Here is a 23054-nt window from a genome sequence, read left to right as displayed (position 1 = left end):
AAATAGACCTAAACTCTTTTGAAAAATCTCTCCAAGAAATAGGGGTCTAAGACACCCGGATATTGCCGCAACATACAATTTTCCCTATGTCTCTCTTATATGGCCTTTTACCAATGGGGAGAATATATTGCAACAAGCCGCAGCAAACTTCCCCTATTGTCTTTACTTTGCCTCCCGCAGTCATAGAAGCTGCACAGCCTTTTTGAACCAATAAAGCCGATAACAGAACAACGTTTCGATGACAATAGCGAACAATTCTGCTCCTCTTGACCAACTCAAGTTATTCCTGAACAAACTTTTCCAGTTTGATTCGCAGGACTTAGATTTTGGCGTTTACAAAATCCTACACAACAAAAGGAAGGAAATTGCCAATTTCATTGACTAACTGTGGGTGGACAAGGTAAAAGAACAACTTCAAACCTTATCTGCTGATGAAATGATTGCACGCAAAAGATCTCACGCAAAGACGCTAAGGCCTTTGCGCCTTGGCGAGAAATAAAAATACTATTAAGATACATCTTGCTCCAGTTGAGTTATGAAGCCTTCGAAGACTTGCGGGATGAATTTAACAACAACGCGTCTGGAACAAGCTCTCCCGGATATCCCTTTTTGCCAGTGCCGCAATGGCCACCCCTGGTGCGAGTTTAGCGATAGCGTAACTCGTAGCATTACTGCATCGCCAGTTTAACAAGTTGAACTTTGGTGCGCAAGTATTGCGCATGGCTACTATTCAAAAATAACTTTTCTTACCTCCTGCGCACCTTCAAAACCTGTGAATTTCAACAAGTATGTTCCGGCTGGCAACCCATTTCTTGATATCTGTAGATGGCGCTGGGCAAATTTTTCTTCATGTACTATTTTTCCTGCGGCATCAATGAGTTGTATCATGCACTCATTACAATCATTATTTAACTTGACGATAATTTCGTTTTTTGCAGGATTAGGATACACAAGAAATACAGTGGTTTTTCCTTTTTCTTCCAGACCGACAACTACGTTAATCAAAGCAGGAATGCTTACAGAATCATGGCAGCCGTTGGAATCTTCGACCACCAGACTTACCGTATAAATTCCCGGATTCCAATATTGGTGTGCAGGGTTCTGTATTGTCCAGGTATTTGCATCGCCAAAATACCAAAACCATTTTGCAATTGGTCCAATGGAAGTATCTGTGAACTGGACAAACAATGGCAAGGAACCACTGAGGGGTGAGGCTGTGAATCCTGCTTTTGGCATAGGCACTACCTTCGCCTGAACTGTGTCTCTTATCGGATTTCCATTCAACATGATGGTGTAAACTAATTCAAAATCACCAATTCCTGACAAAGCAGGATTGAATTGCGCACCCGTGATGCCCTGTCCTGCCCAGGTGCCTCCTTCAGGGTTACCACTCATGGCCCTGGAACCTGATGCCAGACACATCAGGAAATCCACTCCGCCATCCACACCCGGCAAGGCAATAATGTGACGAGCTTTACGGAGAGAATCCTTGCATCCATTTATATCCACCACGGTAAGCTGCACATCAAAAGTATCAGCAACCGCGTAAGTATGCACAGGATGTTGGACAGTTGCGCCCGGGCCATCACTAAAATCCCATTTCCAACTGCTTATGTTGCCGGTTGAAATATCATCGAACATTACTTTTAGCGGGGTGACCCCTCCAGTGACTGATGCTGTAAAATCAGCAATTGGCGGATCAAATACTGTGGCCTCCAGCGAATCTGTGAATGGAATGCCTTCAACCGTAACGGTATAATAAAGCCAATGCTGTCCCGGCCCGACTGCCGCTGCATTAAACACCGAATCTGCTGATACGCCTGTCCCTGACCAAATGCCGCCTTTGGGAACACCGGAACTCAGGATTTTGGTGGCTTCCGGACAAAGTGAAAAGTTGCTACCGGCTTCAAGGGGGTTGGTAATCCTGATATACCTGTTAGCACTTATACTGCGGATGCAGCCCATTGCATCTGTTGCTGTTAGGCTGACTTTATATTCCCCCGGTGCTGTATATAAATGCGTAGGGTTCCGCAAAAAACTGCTGTCCAGATCGCCAAAGTCCCAGTTCCACTGCACAATATTGCTTGAGGAAATTCCGGTAAAAGCTACTTCCAGTGCCAATGCTCCATTTCTTGGTGATCCGGAAAGATTCAGGTAGGGAAGAGGGCGTACCGTGGCTTGGACCGAATCAGTGTAGAGAACACCATTAATAAGAATTGCATATACCAGCCAGTGGATACCTGCATTGGCTATTGAGGGCGTAAAAGTAGAATCGGTCATTCCTGGGCCTGCCCATGTTCCACCATAGGGAAAGCCGCTCAACACTATCGGTGCGGCATCTATGCAAACAGCAAAGTCGCTCACCGTGGAAATGCTGTCTAGCACAATTACATAATCCTTTTTTAGCAGCGTATCCCTGCAACCAAGCGTATCCGTTACTACCAACTGCACATCAAAGCTATCCGACATCGTATAGTTGTGCGAAGGGTTTTGAATGTTGGAAGAAGAGTTATCGCCAAAATCCCATTGCCAGGAGGCTATGCTGCCTGAAGTCGTATCGAGAAAATTTGTGGATAGCGGATTGACGCCCAGTGTAGCTGAAGTAGTAAAGGCCGCCTCAGGATTAGGAGGTACAGTGGCCCTCACTACATTACTAAAAAAACAATTTCCACCCGAAACTCTATAGAAGAGGGAATGTATTCCCACGCCAGCAAGAGCCGGATTGAAATAAGATGAAGAAACTCCAGGCCCGGACCATGATCCACCAGTAGGCGAAGCTGATAAAGGAATAGATTTCCATTCATAACAAGTTGTAAAATTACTGTCAACATTCACCTTCACAATGGAATCTGCAATCACCTCTATTTCAAATTTTTTGGTGGAAAAAGAAGGAAGAGGGCATTTATCATCACTCACGGAAATATTTACATAATGGGTTTTTCCGGTGTCTGACAGTTGCGGGGTCCAGCAGAATGTCATAATGCTTCCTGTAGGCAAATCAGGAGTTAGTATCGCACCTGGAAACAGGGTATCCACACTCCAAATAAAGGTATCAGTAGCGTTAGAGTCGGAGGCATAAAGTTTAAAACAAAGCGTTCCTCCGGCACAGGCAGTAGTTTTAAATGACTGCGTACTATCAATCCCTGTCATCACCGGAGGTGCATTTGGTGTACAACTCATTACCGTTAACTGCACATCCCGCATAACTTCACTTATCTTCACTCCATTTCTATATTCCTCAACTTTATACGCTACCAATGTGATTTGTGAAAGTGTAGGTTTGAATTGAAGCAATCCCGTTGTGGAATCAAAATGGAACCCTCTGCAGAGCGGTGGACTAAATGACAGATTCTGATTTGGAAATCCAGTAAAATAAAGGGGCTTGTTATAACTATAATTGCCCAACCACGGGACGAAATTACCTAATCCCTGTAAGGGATTGGTGAGTGAGTAGACCAAAGAATCCCCGTCCTCATCAAGGGCCTCTAAATTTTCTTGAACACATTGGCCTACACAAAATATTTGAGTAGGCGGAGTTTGAAAAAAAGGGGAGTTATTACATGGGATTACACATTTATTCAATAAGGAGGTTATAAAAAGGGGCCTATTTGATCCTCCTGTTGTAATGGCGGAAGTTCTAGCTGATATGTTTACGGACAATGTAAAATCACAACAGGTATCAGTGCTAAGATTTATTACCTTGCCAAGAACTATTTTTTGAATACCATAAGCAAAACCGCAAGTAGAAGTATCGCAGCGGCTACAGCTTTTAGAACACACCTTCGTTACATCTGTAACTGACATAACATTCAAGTAATATACGCGACTGGTACCGCAACTTGGTTTCACCCGGAGAAGAGTGTATGCACAAGGCCCTCCTAGTTCTATAATATTGCACCCGTTACAATCTCTGTAAATTGTTACCAGCACCATAAAGCTATCACCGCCAAGACATTTCCAGGTTATATCAGCTCCGGCTGCATGGGAGCCCCTGGCGTTATGGGTCTGGAAGAAAGAAAAGGCAAACACGGTGAAGAAGATGAATATAATGGGTCTCATAAAGCTTAAAACTTAAGAATGATCAAGAGATCAAATCTAACTTTATTCTGGTCATTCAGCAAAATATATTATTGGGCTTACAACAAATAAATCCTTGAGGGAAATAATGCCTATCCAACAAATATATATTTGCCTCAAAAGCTTGACTTCAAACGCTACATTACCCTAAACCTTCCGGTTGGCGTATCCTATCTTCGCTATTCCCCGGTCGGAAGCGTGGCGGTAAAACGCTAACCTCCCGGTTGGCGCACGTGATGGCGGGTTCTATATTTAAAGACCTCAACATGCAATCTCAAAACAGCCGGCCAGAAGCACCAATCAATTTGTTGAATTATTAAAACTAGAAAATGAAAAAAGCGCTTAAGAATTCACAGTAAAACAAAAATGACTTTCATTTTAAAACGGAATATAAAAAGTCTGAGTTCTTTCAATAGAAGCTATTATTTTATTTAAAATACTTCTTTTTTTACTAAAAGATTTCTGAATCCCCCCTCCTACTCCGCTTGCGCAAACCATCGCAGCAAAGGCAGCCAAAAGAAGCCGAACCCCGAAACCGAATTTAACACGCCCATGCTGCGTATGCTACTTCGGCACGGTTTTGCCCTACCTTTGTAGCTTCATACACTAAATGACATTTGTAAAAGATTGTCATTTTCCTAAACAATTTTTAAATGTCATTTGATTCTCTGGGCTTGTCCGATGCCCTGCTGAAAGCTGTCAGCAAAAAAGGATACACTACGCCTTCGCCTATTCAGGAAAAGGTAATTCCACTCATTTTAAACAGGCGCGATGTTTTGGCTTCGGCCCAAACAGGAACCGGCAAAACAGCCGGGTTCACTTTGCCGCTATTACAAATTTTATCACAAAATCAAAAACCCGGACGCAGACCCATCCGGGCATTAGTCCTGACCCCAACACGGGAATTGGCTGCACAAGTCTCTGAAAGCATTAAAGATTATGGTGCTTTTTTAGACATCCGCTCTACCGTCATTTTTGGCGGTGTAAATCAAAACCCGCAGGTTTCTGCCCTGCGCAGAGGCGTTGACATTTTGATCGCCACGCCAGGACGTTTGCTGGATCTGCACAACCAACGGGCGCTCTCTTTATCTGAAGTTGAATTTTTAATTTTAGATGAAGCTGACCGGATGCTCGATATGGGTTTCCTGAGAGACATAAAGAAGATACTGACTCTGATGCCACCAAAGCGTCAAAATATGTTGTTTTCTGCTACCTTCTCCAAAGAAATTAAAGCGCTTGCGGGCGGTTTCCTTCACGATCCTGTATTAGTAGAGGCTACGCCTGAAATTCTCACGGCTGAAAAAGTTGATCAGACGGTATACAGAGTTGACAAGGGTAAAAAAACTGCGCTCACCATCAATCTTATTTCAGAAGGTGACTGGAAGCAGGTATTGATTTTTACCCGTACGAAACATGGTGCTAACCGCCTCACCGAAAAGCTGGAAAAAAGCGGAATTAAGGCAGCAGCCATCCACGGTAATAAAAGCCAGGGAGCACGCACTAAGGCCCTCAGCGATTTCAAGCGGGGGAGCGTACACGTGTTGGTGGCGACTGACATTGCGGCCCGTGGTCTCGATATTCCTTTGCTGCCCCACGTTTTGAACTTTGAGTTGCCCAATGTGCCCGAAGATTATGTGCATCGCATTGGCCGCACAGGCCGGGCAGGTGCCTGCGGAGAAGCCGTTTCTCTTGTCAGCATTGACGAAATTTCTTACTTAAAAGGAATTGAAAAACTTTTAGGTTTGAAGTTAACAGCCCAGGTAATTCCCGGCTACGAACCTACTGACAAAGCCGGAAGCGCTTCTGAAAAACCAAGAAGATCCCACTTCAGCAAACCTGAAAACAGGGGTTCTAATAATTGGAACAGCCGCAGGCCAAGAACGGCTTCCGTAAGATAGCGTTAATTTTATATTAATAATGAAACAGGGTTTTTCACGGGATTACTTTCCGTGGTCAGCCCTGTTTTTTGTTATAATTAAAATAATGAAAATATAAACCCTTCGTGTTTCTTTCTGTCTTGGAGCCTTAGTGGCTAAATCATCTAAAAAAACCTTAGTGTTACTTTGTATCTTAGTGTCTTGGTGGCAAAACCCCCATTTTAGTGGTAAAACCACCTATTACCCTAATCCTCAACTTTTCTCCACTTCGCCAGCCTCCACAATTTTATTCCGGTCTTTGAGCTTTTCACCTTTTTGCACACCCTCAAGCACTTCTACTTTAATGCCGTCTGACAGGCCAAGTTTCACCGACCGTTTCTCGTATTCCTGGTTTCCGGTGGCCACCTCCACAAAAGCCTGGTCGCCTTCAAACAGCAGCAGGCTCTCCTGAATGGCAAGGACAGAATCGCGTTTGTCCAGCACAATATAGGCCGTAGCGCTGTAATTAGCCCGAAGGAACTGCCCCTCTTCCAAAGCGATCGCGGCCTTTATCTCAAACTTTATTGCGCCCTCCTCGTCCACACCTTTTGGCGAAATATATTCCAGCCGTGCAGGATAAGTCAATCCTTCAATGGCTCCGATCGTGAGGATCAGGTCCATGCCCGGTTTTATCTTACCCACCTCGCTTTCGTCTACTTTCCCTTCAAATACCATTTCATTCATATCCGCCACTGTGGCAATGGTGGTTCCCTCGTTAAAGGTGTTGCTTTCAATTACGCTGTTGCCTTCTTCTACCGGCACGTCCAGCACCATCCCCTCAATGGTGCTGCGGATAAGCGTGTTGCTGCTGCTTCCACTCCTCGAAGTACTCCCCTGCCGGATAAGCTGCAGGTTGTTGGAAGCCGCTTCCATTTCTTCACGTGCATTTTTCAGGGCCAGATCCATCTGTTGGTATTCGGCCTGGCTAATGGCCTTTTGCTCATAAAGCGTTTTGCTGCGGTTAAAATCGCGCTCAGCATTTTGCAAAGCCAGTTTTGCCCGGTTCTCGCGGCTTTCGGCATTGTTCAGGTTCACCATATCCGGGATGATCTTCACCCGTGCGATGACATCCCCGGTTTTTACCTGCTCTCCGGCCTGTACATAAATTTTGTCCACAATGCCTGACACTTGCGGCTTTATCTCAATTTCCTTGCGCGGCACCACCGATCCTGTAGCCACCGTTTTCTGCACAATGTCCGTGATAAACGGCTCTCCGGTTTCATACATCACAGGTTTTTCCTGATTCTTCTGATAAAGGAACCAGAGGGTCCAGGCGAAAATGCCAAATAATATTAAACCTAATGTTATTTTAATTGCTGTCCGCATTTGGGGTTGTGAAATTTATTTGAATTGAAACCTATTATTGAATTTTTAAAATAATGATTTGCTACACAAAGTAAATAAAGCCCGATCCTGAAAAGAAGGACTTATTACAGATACTTTATTTTTTAACATATTTTAAAATTTTAGATTTAAAAGTTAAATTTTATTAAAAACATTTAATGTTCAATCATAACAAATACAAACACCTACCCGGCCCGCAACGCATCCACCGGTTGCACACTAACGGCCCGGAATGCCGGAAAAATACCGGCCATCGCTCCGGCAACGATCAGAATGGCCAAAGCCTGCAAAGTCACCCCAAGGTTCACTTCCGGACTATAAAACATACCGCCCTGTATGGTATTGCCAATGGCTTCCAGCAAAATTACTCCGGCTACCAGTCCCAGGTAACCGGCCAGTGCTGTCAGCATCACCGCCTCGAAAATGATCTCGCTCACTATGTTCAGAGGAGTGGCGCCAAGCGCACGCCTTACCCCAATTTCCCTGGTGCGCTCTTTCACTATGATGAGCATGATATTACTCACACCAATTACCCCAGCCATTAAAGTCCCGATCCCTACAATCCAGATAAGCGTGGTAATGCCGAGGAAAAGCCCGTTGATCTTGGACATTTCTTCATACGGCCCCCAACTGCCAAATGCCCGTTCATCATCAGGATGAATGCGATGACGGCCACTGAGCACCTGCCTCACTTTTTGTTCGGTAAGCGCTGCTGGCACATCCTCACTCGACAGGAAAGCAAACCAGCCGATTCGATTGTTATAATTAAAAGCATTCTGAAAGCTGCTGAAAGGAATATAAATGGTCAGGTTTTCCCGGTCGGCCCGCTCACCGCTCTGGGGCGTGGCGAATATTCCCACTACTTTAAAGTACACGCCATTGATTCGAATGTAATCTCCGATAGGTTCTTCGTCCGGATCAAAGAGCAGTTGCTGCACCCGCGTGCCGATTACGGCTACCTTGCGCTTTTCTTCAATATCAGGATGGTTCAGGAAGCGCCCGTCCACAATATCCAGCGGCTTGATCTGGCGAATCTCCGGGTAGTCGCCCGCTACACTGAAGGCACCGGACTTAGTGCCGCGCATCACGTTGTTGCTGCCTCTGTGGCCGCCAAGCTGGTTGCGGGGTGCTATCACCACCGCCTCCGGCACCTGGTCTCTCAGCGCTATCAGGTCTTCATTGCGCAGCCAAAAATTACGGCCCGGAGGCAAGCCTGCATAGGACTTGGTGGTTTGCTGCGTCCAGAGAAAAAAGCTGTTGGTGGCCAGTCCGGAAAAATTCCGTGTAATGCCATTGCTGAGTCCATTGCCGGATCCAAGCATGATAATGAGCATCAAAATACCCCAAAACACGCCAAAAGCGGTGAGGAAAGTGCGAAGCTTGTTCCTGCTCAACGCACTATATATTTCCTGCCAGCGATCCTGATCAAACATAGTTGGTAATTACCGCAATAGTTGCCGGGTTGGCTTCAAAAGTAATGCGTAAAACCTTTAGTTCACGTGGAGAGAAAGCGGGAAATGCCGTGTAGGAATTTGGCTGAAGCCGATTATACCAAAATATTGAGGCCCGCATCCAGCCCATCCTCCACTCATCACCGATCACCATTCACTAATCACTTATCCACTTACTACTTATCACTTATTCACTACCACTTTCTCCCTAAGTTTTCTAAAAAACTGTGTTCGCTCCCGCTCATTCACAGAACTGATGAGGGAAGATCGCTTGCAGATATTTTTCAGTGAGGCATGGCTATACCTGCAAAAAGCCTCATTGATAGTGGCGAGATAGTTAATGACGCCATGTATCAGGTAGTACGTCATTTTGCCGTCCGTAATGGTAAAGATGGCATTATCGCCCATCAGCATGGAGTTGTTGTAAAGCTCCAGGGTTGCTGCACCGTTAGCAGCCGTCTGTCCGGGTAGGAACTTTACCCCTGCAGCCGCCTGAAGTTCCACGTGGGCTATCAGCCCTTGTAGTTCGGTATATAGTGTATCCAAGTCCTGCTGAGACTCGAACAGCGCCATCTCTTCGCAATACCTTAGTTGCCACAGGGTGCTGTTGGCAATCTCCGGTGTCCATATTTCCACCGAAGAAATTTGGGTATATACCCGGATAATCTCATTGGCTGTTTCGATTAACTTATCGTCAATTATATTGGCCTTAAACTTTTTTTCCTGATAGTCTGGCACTTCCAGAATAATCCGCATCCAGAAGTAAAATTTAAAAGCAGCCAGATTGTGGAAATTGTAAAAGTGGAACACGGGAATGTCTTTAGCATAATAAATTATCTGCCGCTCTTCCGCCTGCCTTATTTGCCCTAACTGCGCCAGCATTGTTCCCAGATAGTGCTCAAAGGTGAGCTTATCCGCTTGCAGTGGCCGCCCGTGCAGCACCACCGACTGATTGTCAATGCTGAGCAGCGAATCGAACGAAACCTTGTAGACCTTGCAGAGAATGGCGAGTTCTGAAATGGACAACTGCTTTTCTCCACGGATGCGCCTGTATGCACTATCGTTGCTCACATTGAGATAATCTGCTACCTCGTCTACCAACGAAAAATGCTTCGGCAAGCCCATCTTTATCAGGCTAAACAGCGTGTTCTGAATTTCAAGTCCTGGCTCCATACATTTATAATTGAAGGCTAAAGATGTGAAATAAAGTCCGTACTTGTAGCTGATCCAAAATTTAGGTGCAAGCAAAAGTTATCGGGATGCCTTCATTCATTCCGCTTTCTTTTAAAAAATTTCAGGTCTGTTGAAGCCATCGGCAAAGCAAAGTATCATGTACACGATAGGTGTCATTCCAGTAAATTACCATTTCCTTCTTAACCAGTGCCTCCAGCGCAGTTCTGACAGAACTGGCTGCGCCAAGGCGGTGCCGCTGCAGAAAGTCCTGGGACAAAGGATTGCGTACGGGTTCGTCTTTGGCAATAGCAGTAAGAACGTTCCACTGGGTGCTAGTCAAAAGCTTCTGATAATTATAAAAAACCGGTAATTCCTGCTCAATAATGTCATTAAGAATGGAATACACTAAATTCATGTCCGGTGATTGGTTGCTCCCATAAATCTTGTTGCAAAGGAGCTGAATATAATAAGTTTGATACCTGGACCAGCTTAATATTTCATCTATAATTTCATTGGGTATTTCTTTTTTTGCTTTATTGAATTTTTCATGAATAAAATTACGGTAGTCCTGCTCATCTATTTTATTCAATTGAAAAATAGAGGCACATCTGTAAAATGGCCGGTTCGCTTCGCTAAACATGGAGATCATCAGATTTCGATGGCTTCCGCTGAAAAGAAAGCGTAAATCGGGGTGGGACTGTATCCAACCTCTGAGTAGGGCTTCTGTATTTTTCTCCCCGAAATGGACGATCTGCTGAAATTCATCAATGGCAAACAGGACATTTTTATTCTGTGATGACAAAAATGCCCCTACTTGCTCCAGTGTATGTTCCGGTTGCTCCGTATCCTGCAAAGCAAGTTTAATCTTAGGCATACCCGTAACATTATCAAAAGAGATGGTAGCGCCAATTTGGCCCAACAGTTTTTTCAGTGTGCTTCCTATCCCTCTTTCAAGGCCTCCTAATTTATTAATAACTGCCTGTATAATAAGATGTAGCCCTTCATTTTGGGAAGTTGCGGAAAGGAGATCTGCATAAATAAAAAGATTGTCCTTGCTTTGAAATGTATTAAAATAATGCTGGATGAGCGCGGTTTTGCCCATTCTTCTCCAAGAGTGAAGCACCATATTTCGTCCGTTTAGCACTTGGTCCTGTATCCACGCCAATTCCTCCTGACGATTGCAGAAATACGTTGCCCCTGCATAGCCGGAGATAACAAAAGGATTGATGGGTGTTTTCATTGCACGTTTTGCGTTACATGTTTTACGTAACGCAATGTACGCAAAAAGAATGTCCCCACCAAGCACTCTCGTTCGCGTTCCCAATGATTTGGAATTCCCTGGAATTAAACGGAGAGGATTCCTGCCGGAGAAGTTTCACAACATCTTCGCAGGCAGTTGAATCAAAATTTAGAAAAACCCGCCAAACGGCCATTACCATATTGCGTCCCCTGTATATTTTACAAAAGCTTCAATGGATTCAGGGTGATTCCTTTTTGAAGCAATTCTTCTCTTCTTGAAATCAATGCAAGGCGGCATCCCAACTTTGCAAACTCGTGAGCCGTAGCCAATCCAATACCTAATGAGCCACCGGTAATAACAACGATTTTATCGCTAAACCGGGAAGATAAATTTTTCATAGGAGCATAATATTGAGGCAGCTAACTTAACAAAACCCGGGAGAGTGGCTACTCATCCCGCAGTGCATCCACGGGTTGTATACCGGCTGCACGCATGGCGGGTACAAGCCCTGCCAGGGCACCCGCCACCACCAGGATGATGGTTGCCGTAATAGCGATCTGCAGATTCACTTCGGGGTTGTGAAAGAAATCAGATGCGGGAATAAGGGGCGCTACGGTTTCCAGCACCAGCACACCCAGCACCAACCCGATATACCCCGCTACTGCTGTGATGAAAACAGATTCCAATAAAATAAGCCCGACAATAGAAGCCGGAGTTGCGCCCAGCGCTTTGCGCAAACCAATTTCATGGGTTCGCTCCTGCACCACCACCAGCATAATGTTGCTTATGCCAATGATTCCGGCAATGATGGTCATGATGCCGATTACCCAAATAAATATATTGATGCCGGTGATCATTTCATTGAAGCGCTGGAAATCTTCATTGCGATTATTGATAAATACTGCCCGTTCATCTTCCACGGAGAAATTATGGCGGTTGGCAAGCGTTTGATGAGCCCGGTCAGCCATCTTGGTCGCTTCCTCCATATCTGCATCGCCTGTGGTAAACATCAGGTTGTCCACCAGGTTGCCTCCGCCAAAGACCTTTTGGGCGGTGGTGATAGGCAGGTAGATCTGCCGCATTTCGCCCTCGCCACCAGCATCTTTAAATACGCCTACTATTTTAAAAGGAATATTATTGATGTTGATATAAAGCCCGATGGGATCGGGCACTTTGAGCATTTCCTGCGCTACCAACTCCCCGATTATCGCCACCTTACGAAATTGAGTCAGGTCTGCTTTATTCACGAACCTGCCCTGGGTGATGATGGTATTTTCCAGATGAAGGTGATCCGGATGGACTGAGCGAATGTCATAAGCTCCGAACTCGTTGTTGTAAGTCACCTGGGTTGCGCCCCTGATGTAATAGCGCCCGGTAATGTGGTGGGAGCCGCTTAGTTCCTGCGCCAGTTGCTCATAATCCTGGTTGTCGAACTGAATGCGCCTGCCGGGCTGCATTCCGTCATGAGGAATGCTCGTTTGCCCTTTCCTGATCCAGATGCTGTTGGTGGCATCGTCCCTGAAAGCGTATTGTACTCCGTTCCGCAAACCGGTGCCCGTACCCAGCAAAATGATGAGGATGAAAATACCCCACGCCACGCTGAAACCCGTGAGCAGCGTGCGCAGCTTATTTTTGGAAATCGTATGAAATATTTCCTGCCATTTATCAAAGTCGAACATTTGGCAATTCTTGTTTTACTATTCTGCGAAATTGATCATTCCTGATCTCACAAACGTATTTTTCCCCGGCATCAATTCCCTGTCATCAAAATATGTGCATTCAGATAAGGCCAGAAACGGTGGCCATCGTCCATGGTCCAGCTTTTCGTTATTATTTTATTTTTTGCAAAATCTCTTATCACCGGTCCGTTCCACAAATCACTTTGAATAAATGAACGGCTGCTTACGGTATCCATGATAAATGATGCAAGCGGGCCGGAAAACCAATCGTTCATTGGTGCGATGAGGCCGGTCTTTAATTTTCGTGTGCGAATTTCATCGGGCATGATTCCTTGCAGGGCATCTCGCAATACCGCCTTGGTGAAGCCCCCGCGTAATTTGCTTTCCATTGGCAGTGCAAAGCAGAAACAGACCAGCCGCCAGTCCATAAATGGCATTCTCACCTCCACTCCATAGCGCATCGCGGCTTTGTCAAAATTCCGCAGGATGGCAGGCAATGGATTCTGGTGAAAATATTTCCAGGTAATCCGGTTGTATTCATCCAGCGTCTGGATATTAACTTCAGAATCGGTAAGTGCTGGCAACGGTTTTAATTCAAACCCGTTTCGCCACCCACGTGTTGGTTTTCCGTTTAAACCATTTTTTAGTCTTTTTAAAATGCTTTTAAATAATTTATTAAAAACCTCGGCTTGTGTATTTTTTTTAGCATGAAATATTGGCGCAGGCCCCATTTCCTTTATCACCTTTTCCAGAGCAACTTGCCATTCCTCCGCTCCTGTTGTAGCGGCCAGTGTCAGTGCTTCCCTGATCATGGCGCTATAGCCAAAGAGCAGTTCGTCTGCTCCGTGGCCATCCATCGAAACTTTATAGCCATTGCGCCCCATCGTAGCGTAAACCGGGTTCAGGATAAAATTTGGTGAACCGTAAATGGCATCGAACTGAATCGTGCTTTCCACCAGGGTATTTTGCAAATCGAAAAAGTCTGTTTCCAGATACTCCGCTTCTCCACCGGTTTGTTGGACAACTTTCTCAGCAAACTCCCGCTCGTCCTGCGCAGTTCCGGGGAAAGTTGCCACAAAAGCCTTTTGCCATTCCTGCGCCTTCCGCTCGCCCTGTTGATCCTTTAAATGATAAATCATTGAATAAACGGCTGTGGAATCTATTCCTCCGCTCAAAGCTGAAGCTACCGGCACATCGCTGCGCAGCCGCAACCGGCAGGCATCCGCGAATAGATCCCGGAAAGCTTCGCACTGCTCCTCATATTGTTGCGGCACTTCCGGCAAATGACTAAGCGTGTTCCACCATCGCTTTTGCCGGACCTGTACATCATTTTTTTTATAATAGATAAAATGGCCGGGAAGCAATTGTCGCAGGTTTTTATAAATGGTATATCCGCTGCCTTCCAGGGCTGCCGCGTCCCGGATTGCACGTACTGTCATTTCAAGATCTATTTCCCGGTTAAAATTTTCGAGATTTTTAAAGGCATTGGTTTCGGAAGCAAAAGCAAAAATATTCCCTGGCCGATGAAGATAATAAAGCGGCTTAATGCCGAAACGATCGCGAGCAAGGAAGAGCATCTGCTCTTGTACATCCCATATTGCGAAAGCCCACATGCCGTTGAATTTCAGCAGGCATTGCGCCTTCCATTCGGCAAAAGCGGCCAGCACCACCTCAGTATCGCTTTCGGTAATGAAAGAATGTCCCAGTTGCCTTAGCTCATTTCGCAGTTCAAGGAAATTGAATATTTCCCCGTTGTAAACAATCTGAAAACGACCGTTTCCGTAGCTCATAGGCTGTGCCCCGGAAGCGGATAAATCGAGGATAGAAAGCCGCAAATGGCCCAGGCCGAGAGGCGTATTTTCATCCAGATAAAAACCTTCGCCATCCGGGCCACGGTGGGCAATGCTGCGGGTAATCCGCTCAAGCTTTTGCCGGGGCAAGACCTGCCCATTTAAGTGCCAAATGCCAGTAATGCCACACATTATACATGTTCCTTTAGAGGCCCGGCCACCACGGTGAAACCCACAAAAAACTTGTCCAGTCCCTGGGCTTGCGGCTGCCCGGTTTTGAAAAAGTCATTACCAAAAACCGACAGCGGAAAGGCATTATGCACCGAATCCTGCACTCCCTTTCCGCCTGTTTGTTCTGCCAGATATAGGTCGCAGTTGTACTGACCTTCCGGCAGTGGCAGTTGTGCAATATTAAAGCTGAGGAGGGTGGCACTACCAAAGTGCAACCGTTTGTTCAGCATCCCGGCAGAGAGCGTGAAAAGCCGGGCACCAAAGGCATCACGCACAATTACTGAGGCATAAGCATCAATGGGCAGGGTATCTTTTTGGGGCTCCACCAGCACCTTTATCTGTAAGGCTGACCCGGTTTCTGCATCAGCAATTCTCTGGTGGTGCTCATTCTCAATCCAGGCGTTGGTGAACTTGAAATCCCCTTTTCCACTCCTGTCGGTTCTCGTCCGCAATTCGCTGGCTTCGGTCTGCCGGCCCAGGGTAGAGTAGGCTTGGATAGCCTCGGCAGCCGTCCCGGAAAAGACCAGTTTTCCCTTATCAAGCACCAGCCCGCGCTGACAAAGCCGGTTGATCGCTTCCATGTTGTGGCTCACGAAAAGCACCGTTTTCCCCGTCTGGCTGCTTACGCTTTGCAGCTTTCCCAGGGCCTTCTTCTGGAAATCTGCATCGCCCACGGCCAGCACCTCATCCACCACCAGGATATCCGGGTCCAGGTGCGCTGCTACGGCAAAGGCAAGCCGCACGCGCATTCCTGAAGAGTATCGCTTTACGGGCGTTTTGATGTACCGTGCAGTGCCTGAAAAGCTGACAATTTCATCGAACTTGTTTTTGATCTCCTGGCGGGACATGCCGAGAATGGCCCCGTTCAGGAATATATTCTCTTCCCCCGTCAGTTCAGGATGGAAGCCGGTGCCAACCTCAAGAAGACTGGCAATGCGGCCATTCACTTTTACCACGCCCTCCGTAGGTGCCGTGATGCGGGAAAGTATCTTCAACAGCGTGGATTTTCCCGCGCCATTATTTCCAATAATGCCAATCACTTCGCCCTGTTCCACATTGAATGATACATCTTTCAGCGCCCATACATACCGCTCCCGGCCTGCCGCTTCACGGTTGTTTTCCTCACCAAGCTTGCGGTATGGATCAGCTTTGCCGCGAACAAGATGCCACCAGCGGTTCAGGTCGTGGCCCAGCGTTCCTGTCCCAATCGTCCCGAGGCGGTACTGCTTGCTGAGATGTTCTATTTGCATTCTCATTTAATTTTAGCTCCTTTTAAAAGCTGTTGCATCTTTAGCGCAACTGTGCTGTAAGAATATCCCGCCCGTGCCAGCTCTTCGCCCATTAGAACATTGGCCATTAACTTTTCCTGCCAGGACATCCCTTGCTGCCATTTGCCGATGTTTTTGGTTTCGAATGGCTGGCGGTACATGGCTTCTGTGTACCACACCGTGTCTACCACCGATTGCGTTTGTTCACTTCCAAATTGTTCTGGTTTCAACTGCTGTGGTTCCAGTTCCAGGCCCAGGAAGGCCATCAGTTTCTGCAGTTCCTCCTGCGGATTTCGCAGCAAAGCTTCATATTGTATGGCGAAATGACGGCCTGAAAACCGTCCGTCTTTCCGTAGTTCCCGGTAACGTTTCTGGCTGCTGTTCCAGCGCATGGCCTCATGGTGAAGGCTGATCTTCAGCTTTGGCTGCTTTCCGTCCTGTTTCATCCGCTGCTTCACCTTTTTCAGGGAATTCAGCACATCACGGCCATCGCGGTACATATAAATAAATACCCCTTCCGGGAAAATTTCCAGCAGTTCCCTGGCTACGTAAATGTTGTCCGGGGTTTTCTCGGAGAGGTAGGTTTTGGGTTCTGCGTTCTGGGTTCCGGGTTCCGGGTTCCGGGTTCTGGGTTCTGCGTTCTGCGTTTTGCGTTTTGAAAGCACGCCCCGATCCCCTAATTGGTGAGACTGAGCTGCCTCATCCGAAGGAACCGCAGGTTCCGAAACTCCCCCCTTGAGGGTCCGAAGGACTCCGGACTCTTTCGGAGGGGCAGGGGGGTGTTGTCGATCTATCATCCCTCGTAAGAAATGATACCACTCCACCCGCAGCTTCTCCTCGTTATAATAATAACCCTGACGCTGCAAATGGAAATCGGTTTTCATTCTGCGATAAATCCGCAAAAGATTTGGCAGGAAGTCGAATTCAGGACCGCCCTTAATTTCAGAATGCAAAACCAGGAGCTTTTGCAGAAACGTGGTACCGGAGCGGTTTGGGCCACCTATGAAGATATGCTTTGGCTGTACGCTCATTAAATCGTATCCATAAATGTGCGTTCCCTGCGGTTGAAGATGATGATCCCGCTCACCAGGATAAGCAGCATGGCGATGAAACTATAGGCGAGATAGCCGATATTGAAAGCGCCCGTCCCCAGGAACATGGACCGGAAAGCTTCGATAATGGATGACATGGGGTTGAGCAGCACGAAAAGCCGCAGGTAATCCGGAACTTCTGAAAGCGGATAAATGACGGGCGTGGCATACAATCCAAGCTGAATAGCGAATGCGATGAGGAAACTGAGGTCGCGGTATTTTGTGGTGAGGGAAGAAATGATGCACCCGAACCCCAGCCCCAGTCCTGCAATCATCAGGACCAGCATTGGGAACAGCAGCACATACGCATTCGGGGAAATTGCCGCATCCATATAAAGGTACCAACCCATCACGGCCAGGAACAGCAACAACTGTATCCCAAACTTCAGTAGGTTGGAAATGACAACTGACAAGGGCATGATGATGCGCGGGAAATAAACTTTGCCGAAAATGTGCTCATTCTTCTTGAAGCTGTCGGAAGTGGTGCGAAGGCATTCAGCGAAGTAGTTCCAGCCCACAATCCCCGCAAGGTAAAAGAGCGGCTGCGGAATGCCATCGGTAGGGATCTTTGCGATTTTACCAAAAATGACGAAAAACACCAGCGTAGTGAGCAATGGCTGGATGAAGAACCAGAGCGGCCCCAGGATGGTCTGCTTATAAACCGAAACAAAATCCCGCCTCACGAAGAGCAGCAGCAGGTCGCGGTATTGCCACACCTCTTTCAGGTGCAAATCAAACCATCCGCGTGACGGCTCTAGCACCAGCGTCCATTGCTGCTTATTGCTTTCTGTGACTTCCAGAGATCCTGTTTCCTTTTCCATTATTTTTCTGCGTACGTGGTTTCAAAGCTAAAGTTTAAGCCCGTCATTCATTTTCCTTCTTTACGTTGGCTTCTTTCCAAAAAAATAGGAAATAGTTTTTTATATCCCGGGTTGCCATTTTTTTTATTAAAAGATGAAACACTCAATGACAGTGTAGTTTTGCTACTTTTGCAGTGCAATATATTTGGCTCCTTGCTTCAAAAAATTTAGAAGCAAATTGAGGAAAAAATATTTATTTAACGGTTATTTGTATTTCAATACTTTAAGCACTTGGAAAAATATTGTTTGCTGACCAACGATGTGGAGACACATTCTATTTGGTACAACACATTGCGGGATGAGACGGGAAAAAAGGTACTGGAAGAGGGAATGCCTATCCTTCTCGATCTCTATCAGAAATATAATGTAAAGAGCACGTTTTATTTCACGGGCTATATTGCTGAGAAGTTCCCGGAAGTGGTGAAGATGATACTTCCCTACGGACATGAAGTAGGCTCGCACGGCTACTCCCACGAGGTTTTTCATGGATTCGATGTGCTTTCATACAAGGACCAGGTGGAGCACCTGCGAAAATCGAAGCAGATCCTCGAAGATATTTCGGGGCAGGAAGTAATATCCTTCCGGGCACCTGCGCTCCGGGTCAATTCAAATACATCCCATGCGCTCATTGAAACCGGGTTCAGGACTGACAGCTCGGTGGCCTCACAGCGGTTCGATATGTTTATGTCGTTTGGCGGCCTCAAAAAGCTGAAGTGGCTGTCTGCGCCACGGCTTCCTTACCGCACGGCTGAAGGAAACCTGTTTAAAAAGGGAAACAGTCCGCTGGTGGAAATTCCGTTGACAGCCATGATCTTTCCTTATGTTGGCACCACGATGCGTATATTCCCCACGGTTACGAAGATGCAACGCCAGGTTTTGCATGCTGAAACATCAATGTCAGGCAAGCCGCTGGTTTTCGATATTCATCCCAACGAATTTATAGAGGAAGCAAACGGAGCACGTACTGTGGAGCGCAGGGCCACCAACTTTGTCAGCTACGTGCTGGCCGACCTGATCCGCGGCCAGTTGAAGGTGAAGAACCTGGGCCGCAAAGCCATTCCTCTATATGAAAATAAGATCAGCTATTACAGCAAGCGCGGTTATAAATTTTTAACCATACAAGACTATTGCAAGGAGAAAGGACTGCTATGAGAATATTTATTATAACAATGGACGACCCGGTCTATACCGTTCCGTTTTTTAAGGAAATACTGGAAAAGCGTCACAATGACGTGGTTGGCCTGGCAGTGCCGCAGGGAGACCGGCTCACCATCGGGAAGAACCGTAGCAAAACCACCTACCTCCTCAGCCTGCTGCTGATTATGGGACTGCCAAGCTTTATGAAGTATTCGCTGATTACGTATGGCTATAAGCTGAAAAAGAAGCTGAGCGGAAAAGTGCCGGGCGTAAATGACCCGTCCATTATTGCGGTGGCTAAGGAATATGGCATTCCGACCCATGAAATAAAGACACCCAACAGCAAAAGCTTCCGTGCAATGCTGCGGGAGTTGAAACCGGATGTGATTATTAACCAGAGCCAGAGCATCATCAAGAAGGAACTGTTGGAAATCCCCACGATTGGCGTATTGAACAGGCACAATGCGCTTTTGCCCAAAAACCGCGGAAGGCTTACACCATTTTGGGTAATGAAAAAAGGAGAGAAAGAGACCGGGGTTTCCATACATTTTGTGGATGAAGGCATTGATTCGGGACAGATCGTGGTGCAGGAAAAATTCCCGGTAGAGAAAGATGACACGTTTAATACGATTGTAAGGAAAAACTATACTTTGGCAGCTAAGGCCATGCTCAAGGCATTGGATGTGCTTGAGCGGGGAGACTATAAATTATTGGATAATCCTGATGATGCCGCCACATATAATACGGTACCCACTTTTAAAGATGCATTGCAATACCGGGCAAGCCGGCTAAAAAAAGCTTTCTCATGAAGATTGTATTTCACCTTGCCCACCCAGCCCATTTCCATCTGTTTAAAGAAGCTATCCAGGACCTGCAAAAGCGTCATGAGGTGATGATCACCTACAATGAAAAAGACGTTTTGGAGAACCTGCTGGCAAGTTCATCGCTGAAGCAGTACAGCGTTAAGATCAAGGCCACTACCAACACCTCATCTAAGCTGGGGCTGATGACGCAGTTCCTGAGCAAGAATCTGGGGTATTACAAAACGGTGAAGAATTTTAGACCAGACCTTATGCTGGGGACTTCCATTATTATTTCGCTAATGGGGAAGCTTCTGGGCAGACCGAGCGTAATTGTAAACGAGGATGATTTTGATGTGGTGGCAAAAACAGCCAATGTAGGGTATCCATTCGCCAATTATATTCTTTGTCCGCACGTAGTACGTACCACACGTTTTGATACTAAGTCGGTGAAATATAAAGGCTATCATGAACTGGCGTATTTGTCACCCAAATATTTTCATCCAGACAGAAAACTGATTGAACCGCTATTTGATGGCCAGGAGAAATATTTCATTTTACGCTTTGCCAAACTAACGGCACACCATGATGAGGGTAAAACCGGTATGACCCCTGAACTGACCGAGCGCATTATTTCGTTGCTGAAACCACGCGGCAAGATCTATATTACCTCCGAACGGGAGTTGGAGCCGCAGTTTGAGCCATACCGCATTTCTATTGATCCCATGGATATGCACCATGCCATGTATTTTGCGAGCATGTATATTGGCGACAGCCAGACAATGGCTGCGGAGGCTGCGGTGTTGGGCACACCATCCATCCGCTTCAATGATTTTGTGGGTAAGCTAAGTTACCTGGACGAGCTTGAGTTTCAGCACCATCTTACCTTTGGCATTCCTACCTCTGAACCGGAGAGACTTGTGAGCCAGGTTAAGGAATTATTGAACATTCCCGATATAAGGGAAATATGGGCTAAACGAAGACAGGAAATGCTGGCCGAAAAAATTGACGTTACAGCCTTCATGATCTGGTTCATTGAAAATTACCCAAAAAGTGCCCAGCAAATGCTGGCCGACTCGCACACCCAGAAACAATTTATGGAACAACCGGCAACTTTCCAGATCGCAAGCTGAACCGGGGTTGCAGAAGTCAAATTGTTTTTTCCTAAAATTTAAAATTCAATATTTTGAAAAAGATCATCTCAGTAGTAGGGGCACGGCCCAATTTCATCAAAGTTGCTCCGCTTCATAAAGCATTCGTTAAAAATCACTCGCAGAAGGTTCAACACCTCATCTGCCATACCGGGCAGCATTTTGATAAAAAGATGAGCGACATATTTTTTGAGCAGCTCGGATTACCGAAACCGCATTTCCACTTAGGAATAAGCGGAGGCTCCCACGCACAACAGGTAGCACAGATCATGATGGCTTTTGAAGAAGTGCTGCTGAAGGAAAAACCTGACCTGGTGCTGGTAGTGGGTGATGTAAATTCAACAATGGCCTGCACTGTGGTAGCTTCCAAGCTGCAAATTCAGGTGGCGCATGTGGAAGCCGGACTACGCAGCTTTGACCGAACCATGCCCGAAGAGATCAACCGGATGGTAACCGATGTTCTCGCAGATTATCTTTTCGTGACCGAACCGAGCGGAATGAAGAACCTTGCGAATGAAGGAATCAGCGATGAAAAAGTATTCTTTACGGGCAATGTAATGATTGACAGCCTGGTTGCGCTTACACCAAAAATTGACGCTTCAGAAATTTTCGACCAACTGAACATTAAGCAGGGTGATTACATCCTCGGAACCTTTCATCGTCCGGCCAATGTGGATGATCCTGAATTTTTGCAGAAACTGGTAACCACGTTAAATTATCTGGCAAAATTTAAGAAACTGATTTTCCCAGCTCACCCACGGACCACGAAGCACATGAAAGCGAATGGGCTTTATGACAAGCTTGACAAAAATGTGATCTTGACAGAACCCATTGGCTACATTGATTTTCTTGCCCTGGTAAAACATGCTGACCTGATTGTGACTGACAGTGGCGGCATCCAGGAAGAAAGCACCTTTTTGGGTGTGCAGTGCATTACGGTACGGGACAACACTGAGCGACCCGTAACGGTGGATCTGGGGACAAATCAACTGATTGGGACCAACCTGGATGCGGTGAAGAAAGCGGCTGAGGGGGTGCTCTCAGGCAATCGCAAATCCGGCAGAGTGCCGGAATTATGGGATGGGGAAGCGGCTGGACGAATCACGGAAATTCTTGTGAATGTATTGACAGGCAATGCGAAACCTGCCAATAGCACAGTTCGCGTTTAGTGTTTGCAAAGATTCCCCGCCGATTTCCCACGGCTTTGAAAGCAAGATAGTGCAAAGCAAAAAAGGCTTTTACCAGCCAGTGCCGGTAAAAGCCTTTAAGAATTAATTTGTAGGTTATTTCAGAAATTGTTTGAAGTTCTCCCTCAAACTTTTCCTGGCCAGATCACTTGCCGCAAAACTTAGCAGCAAGCTCCTATCGCAAATACGATTAGTATCTTCTGTCGTTGCCGCCTTTGTTGTAGCCACCGCCACCACCGCCTTCTCTGCGGCCATAGCCACCGCCACCACTGCCGCCACGGCTGCCACCGCCACCGTAGCCACCACCACCACCGCCTCTGCGGCTGTCGGGTTTCCTTTCTTCGGCTTTGTTGACCACGATTTCACGGCCTTGTACTTCAGAGCCGTTCAGTTCTTCAACTGCCCTTTGTGCGTTGTCGTCATCGGGCATTTCTACGAATCCAAAACCCTTGCTTCTGCCAGTGGCTTTGTCTGTAATGATCTTCGCTGATGATACTTCACCATACTGTTCAAATAGTTCCTGCAGTTCGTTTTCTCCTAAGGAGAAAGGGAGGCTGCCACAAAAAATGTTCATTGTAAATGCGTTTACGGAGTTAAAAATATATACGAAGATAATTCTTCTTATATGAGAAATTACAAGTTGACAATTTAGTTCATAA

18 protein-coding genes are annotated in these 23054 nt (G+C 46.4%); 5 read left to right on the top strand and 13 right to left on the bottom strand.

Annotated elements, in window-relative coordinates; all coding sequences use genetic code 11:
• Positions 1-726: 726 nt before the first annotated feature.
• Positions 727-3222, bottom strand: coding sequence for a PKD domain-containing protein (locus WD077_07870; GenBank protein ID MEX0967140.1), 2496 nt, complete (start codon positions 3220-3222; stop codon positions 727-729).
• A gap of 1508 nt (positions 3223-4730) precedes the next feature.
• Between WD077_07870 and WD077_07865 the strand changes: the two genes are divergently transcribed.
• Positions 4731-5975, top strand: coding sequence for a DEAD/DEAH box helicase (locus tag WD077_07865; GenBank protein MEX0967139.1), 1245 nt, complete (start codon positions 4731-4733; stop codon positions 5973-5975).
• 231 nt (positions 5976-6206) lie between these two features.
• On the opposite strand, the gene WD077_07860 is transcribed toward WD077_07865, so the two are convergent.
• The 11 genes from WD077_07860 to WD077_07810 form a co-directional block, all read right to left on the bottom strand.
• Positions 6207-7319 carry an efflux RND transporter periplasmic adaptor subunit gene (locus WD077_07860; GenBank protein ID MEX0967138.1) on the bottom strand — a complete coding sequence of 371 codons (1113 nt, stop codon included), beginning with the start codon at positions 7317-7319 and terminating at the stop codon, positions 6207-6209.
• Positions 7320-7522: 203 nt separating this feature from the next.
• Complete coding sequence (locus WD077_07855; protein ID MEX0967137.1) at positions 7523-8770, bottom strand: ABC transporter permease; 1248 nt, start codon at positions 8768-8770, stop codon at positions 7523-7525.
• Positions 8763-8942 (bottom strand): hypothetical protein, encoded by a 180-nt coding sequence (locus WD077_07850; protein ID MEX0967136.1) that lies wholly within the window; start codon positions 8940-8942, stop codon positions 8763-8765. Before WD077_07850 ends, WD077_07855 begins: the two co-directional genes overlap by 8 nt.
• A 29-nt stretch (positions 8943-8971) precedes the next feature.
• Complete coding sequence (locus WD077_07845) at positions 8972-9961, bottom strand: hypothetical protein (protein MEX0967135.1); 990 nt, start codon at positions 9959-9961, stop codon at positions 8972-8974.
• Between the two features lie 121 nt (positions 9962-10082).
• On the bottom strand, positions 10083-11201 hold the full coding sequence (locus tag WD077_07840; GenBank protein MEX0967134.1) for an ATP-binding protein: 1119 nt from the start codon (positions 11199-11201) through the stop codon (positions 10083-10085).
• 218 nt (positions 11202-11419) lie between these two features.
• Complete coding sequence (locus tag WD077_07835) at positions 11420-11599, bottom strand: SDR family NAD(P)-dependent oxidoreductase (GenBank protein MEX0967133.1); 180 nt, start codon at positions 11597-11599, stop codon at positions 11420-11422.
• Positions 11600-11647: 48 nt separating this feature from the next.
• Positions 11648-12880: an ABC transporter permease gene (locus tag WD077_07830; protein ID MEX0967132.1), complete on the bottom strand. Its 1233-nt coding sequence runs from the start codon at positions 12878-12880 to the stop codon at positions 11648-11650.
• Between the two features lie 71 nt (positions 12881-12951).
• Positions 12952-14862 carry an asparagine synthase (glutamine-hydrolyzing) gene (gene asnB / locus WD077_07825; protein MEX0967131.1) on the bottom strand — a complete coding sequence of 637 codons (1911 nt, stop codon included), beginning with the start codon at positions 14860-14862 and terminating at the stop codon, positions 12952-12954.
• Positions 14862-16151, bottom strand: coding sequence for an ABC transporter ATP-binding protein (locus WD077_07820; protein MEX0967130.1), 1290 nt, complete (start codon positions 16149-16151; stop codon positions 14862-14864). The genes asnB and WD077_07820 overlap by 1 nt, the downstream gene beginning before the upstream one ends.
• A gap of 2 nt (positions 16152-16153) precedes the next feature.
• Positions 16154-17200 (bottom strand): sulfotransferase, encoded by a 1047-nt coding sequence (locus tag WD077_07815; protein ID MEX0967129.1) that lies wholly within the window; start codon positions 17198-17200, stop codon positions 16154-16156.
• Positions 17200-18081 (bottom strand): ABC transporter permease, encoded by an 882-nt coding sequence (locus tag WD077_07810; protein MEX0967128.1) that lies wholly within the window; start codon positions 18079-18081, stop codon positions 17200-17202. Before WD077_07810 ends, WD077_07815 begins: the two co-directional genes overlap by 1 nt.
• A 270-nt stretch (positions 18082-18351) precedes the next feature.
• On the opposite strand from WD077_07810, the gene WD077_07805 reads away from it, so the two are divergent.
• The 4 genes from WD077_07805 to wecB are packed head-to-tail and all read left to right on the top strand — an operon-like array spanning position 18352 to position 22377.
• Positions 18352-19272 carry a polysaccharide deacetylase family protein gene (locus WD077_07805; GenBank protein MEX0967127.1) on the top strand — a complete coding sequence of 307 codons (921 nt, stop codon included), beginning with the start codon at positions 18352-18354 and terminating at the stop codon, positions 19270-19272.
• Positions 19269-20066, top strand: coding sequence for a formyltransferase family protein (locus WD077_07800; GenBank protein ID MEX0967126.1), 798 nt, complete (start codon positions 19269-19271; stop codon positions 20064-20066). The genes WD077_07805 and WD077_07800 overlap by 4 nt, the downstream gene beginning before the upstream one ends.
• Entirely contained in the window at positions 20063-21190 is a 1128-nt protein-coding gene (locus WD077_07795) for a DUF354 domain-containing protein (GenBank protein ID MEX0967125.1), read from the top strand. The genes WD077_07800 and WD077_07795 overlap by 4 nt, the downstream gene beginning before the upstream one ends.
• A gap of 53 nt (positions 21191-21243) precedes the next feature.
• Positions 21244-22377 carry a UDP-N-acetylglucosamine 2-epimerase (non-hydrolyzing) gene (wecB, locus tag WD077_07790; GenBank protein ID MEX0967124.1) on the top strand — a complete coding sequence of 378 codons (1134 nt, stop codon included), beginning with the start codon at positions 21244-21246 and terminating at the stop codon, positions 22375-22377.
• A 208-nt stretch (positions 22378-22585) separates the two neighbouring features.
• Here wecB and WD077_07785 read toward each other — a convergent pair whose 3' ends face one another.
• Positions 22586-22969, bottom strand: coding sequence for an RNA-binding protein (locus WD077_07785; protein ID MEX0967123.1), 384 nt, complete (start codon positions 22967-22969; stop codon positions 22586-22588).
• Between the last annotated feature and the right edge of the window lie 85 nt (positions 22970-23054).

The organism is Bacteroidia bacterium, assembly GCA_040880525.1.
Lineage (GTDB): Bacteria > Bacteroidota > Bacteroidia > CAILMK01 > JBBDIG01 > JBBDIG01.
This window is presented reverse-complemented; position numbering and strand designations above follow the sequence as displayed.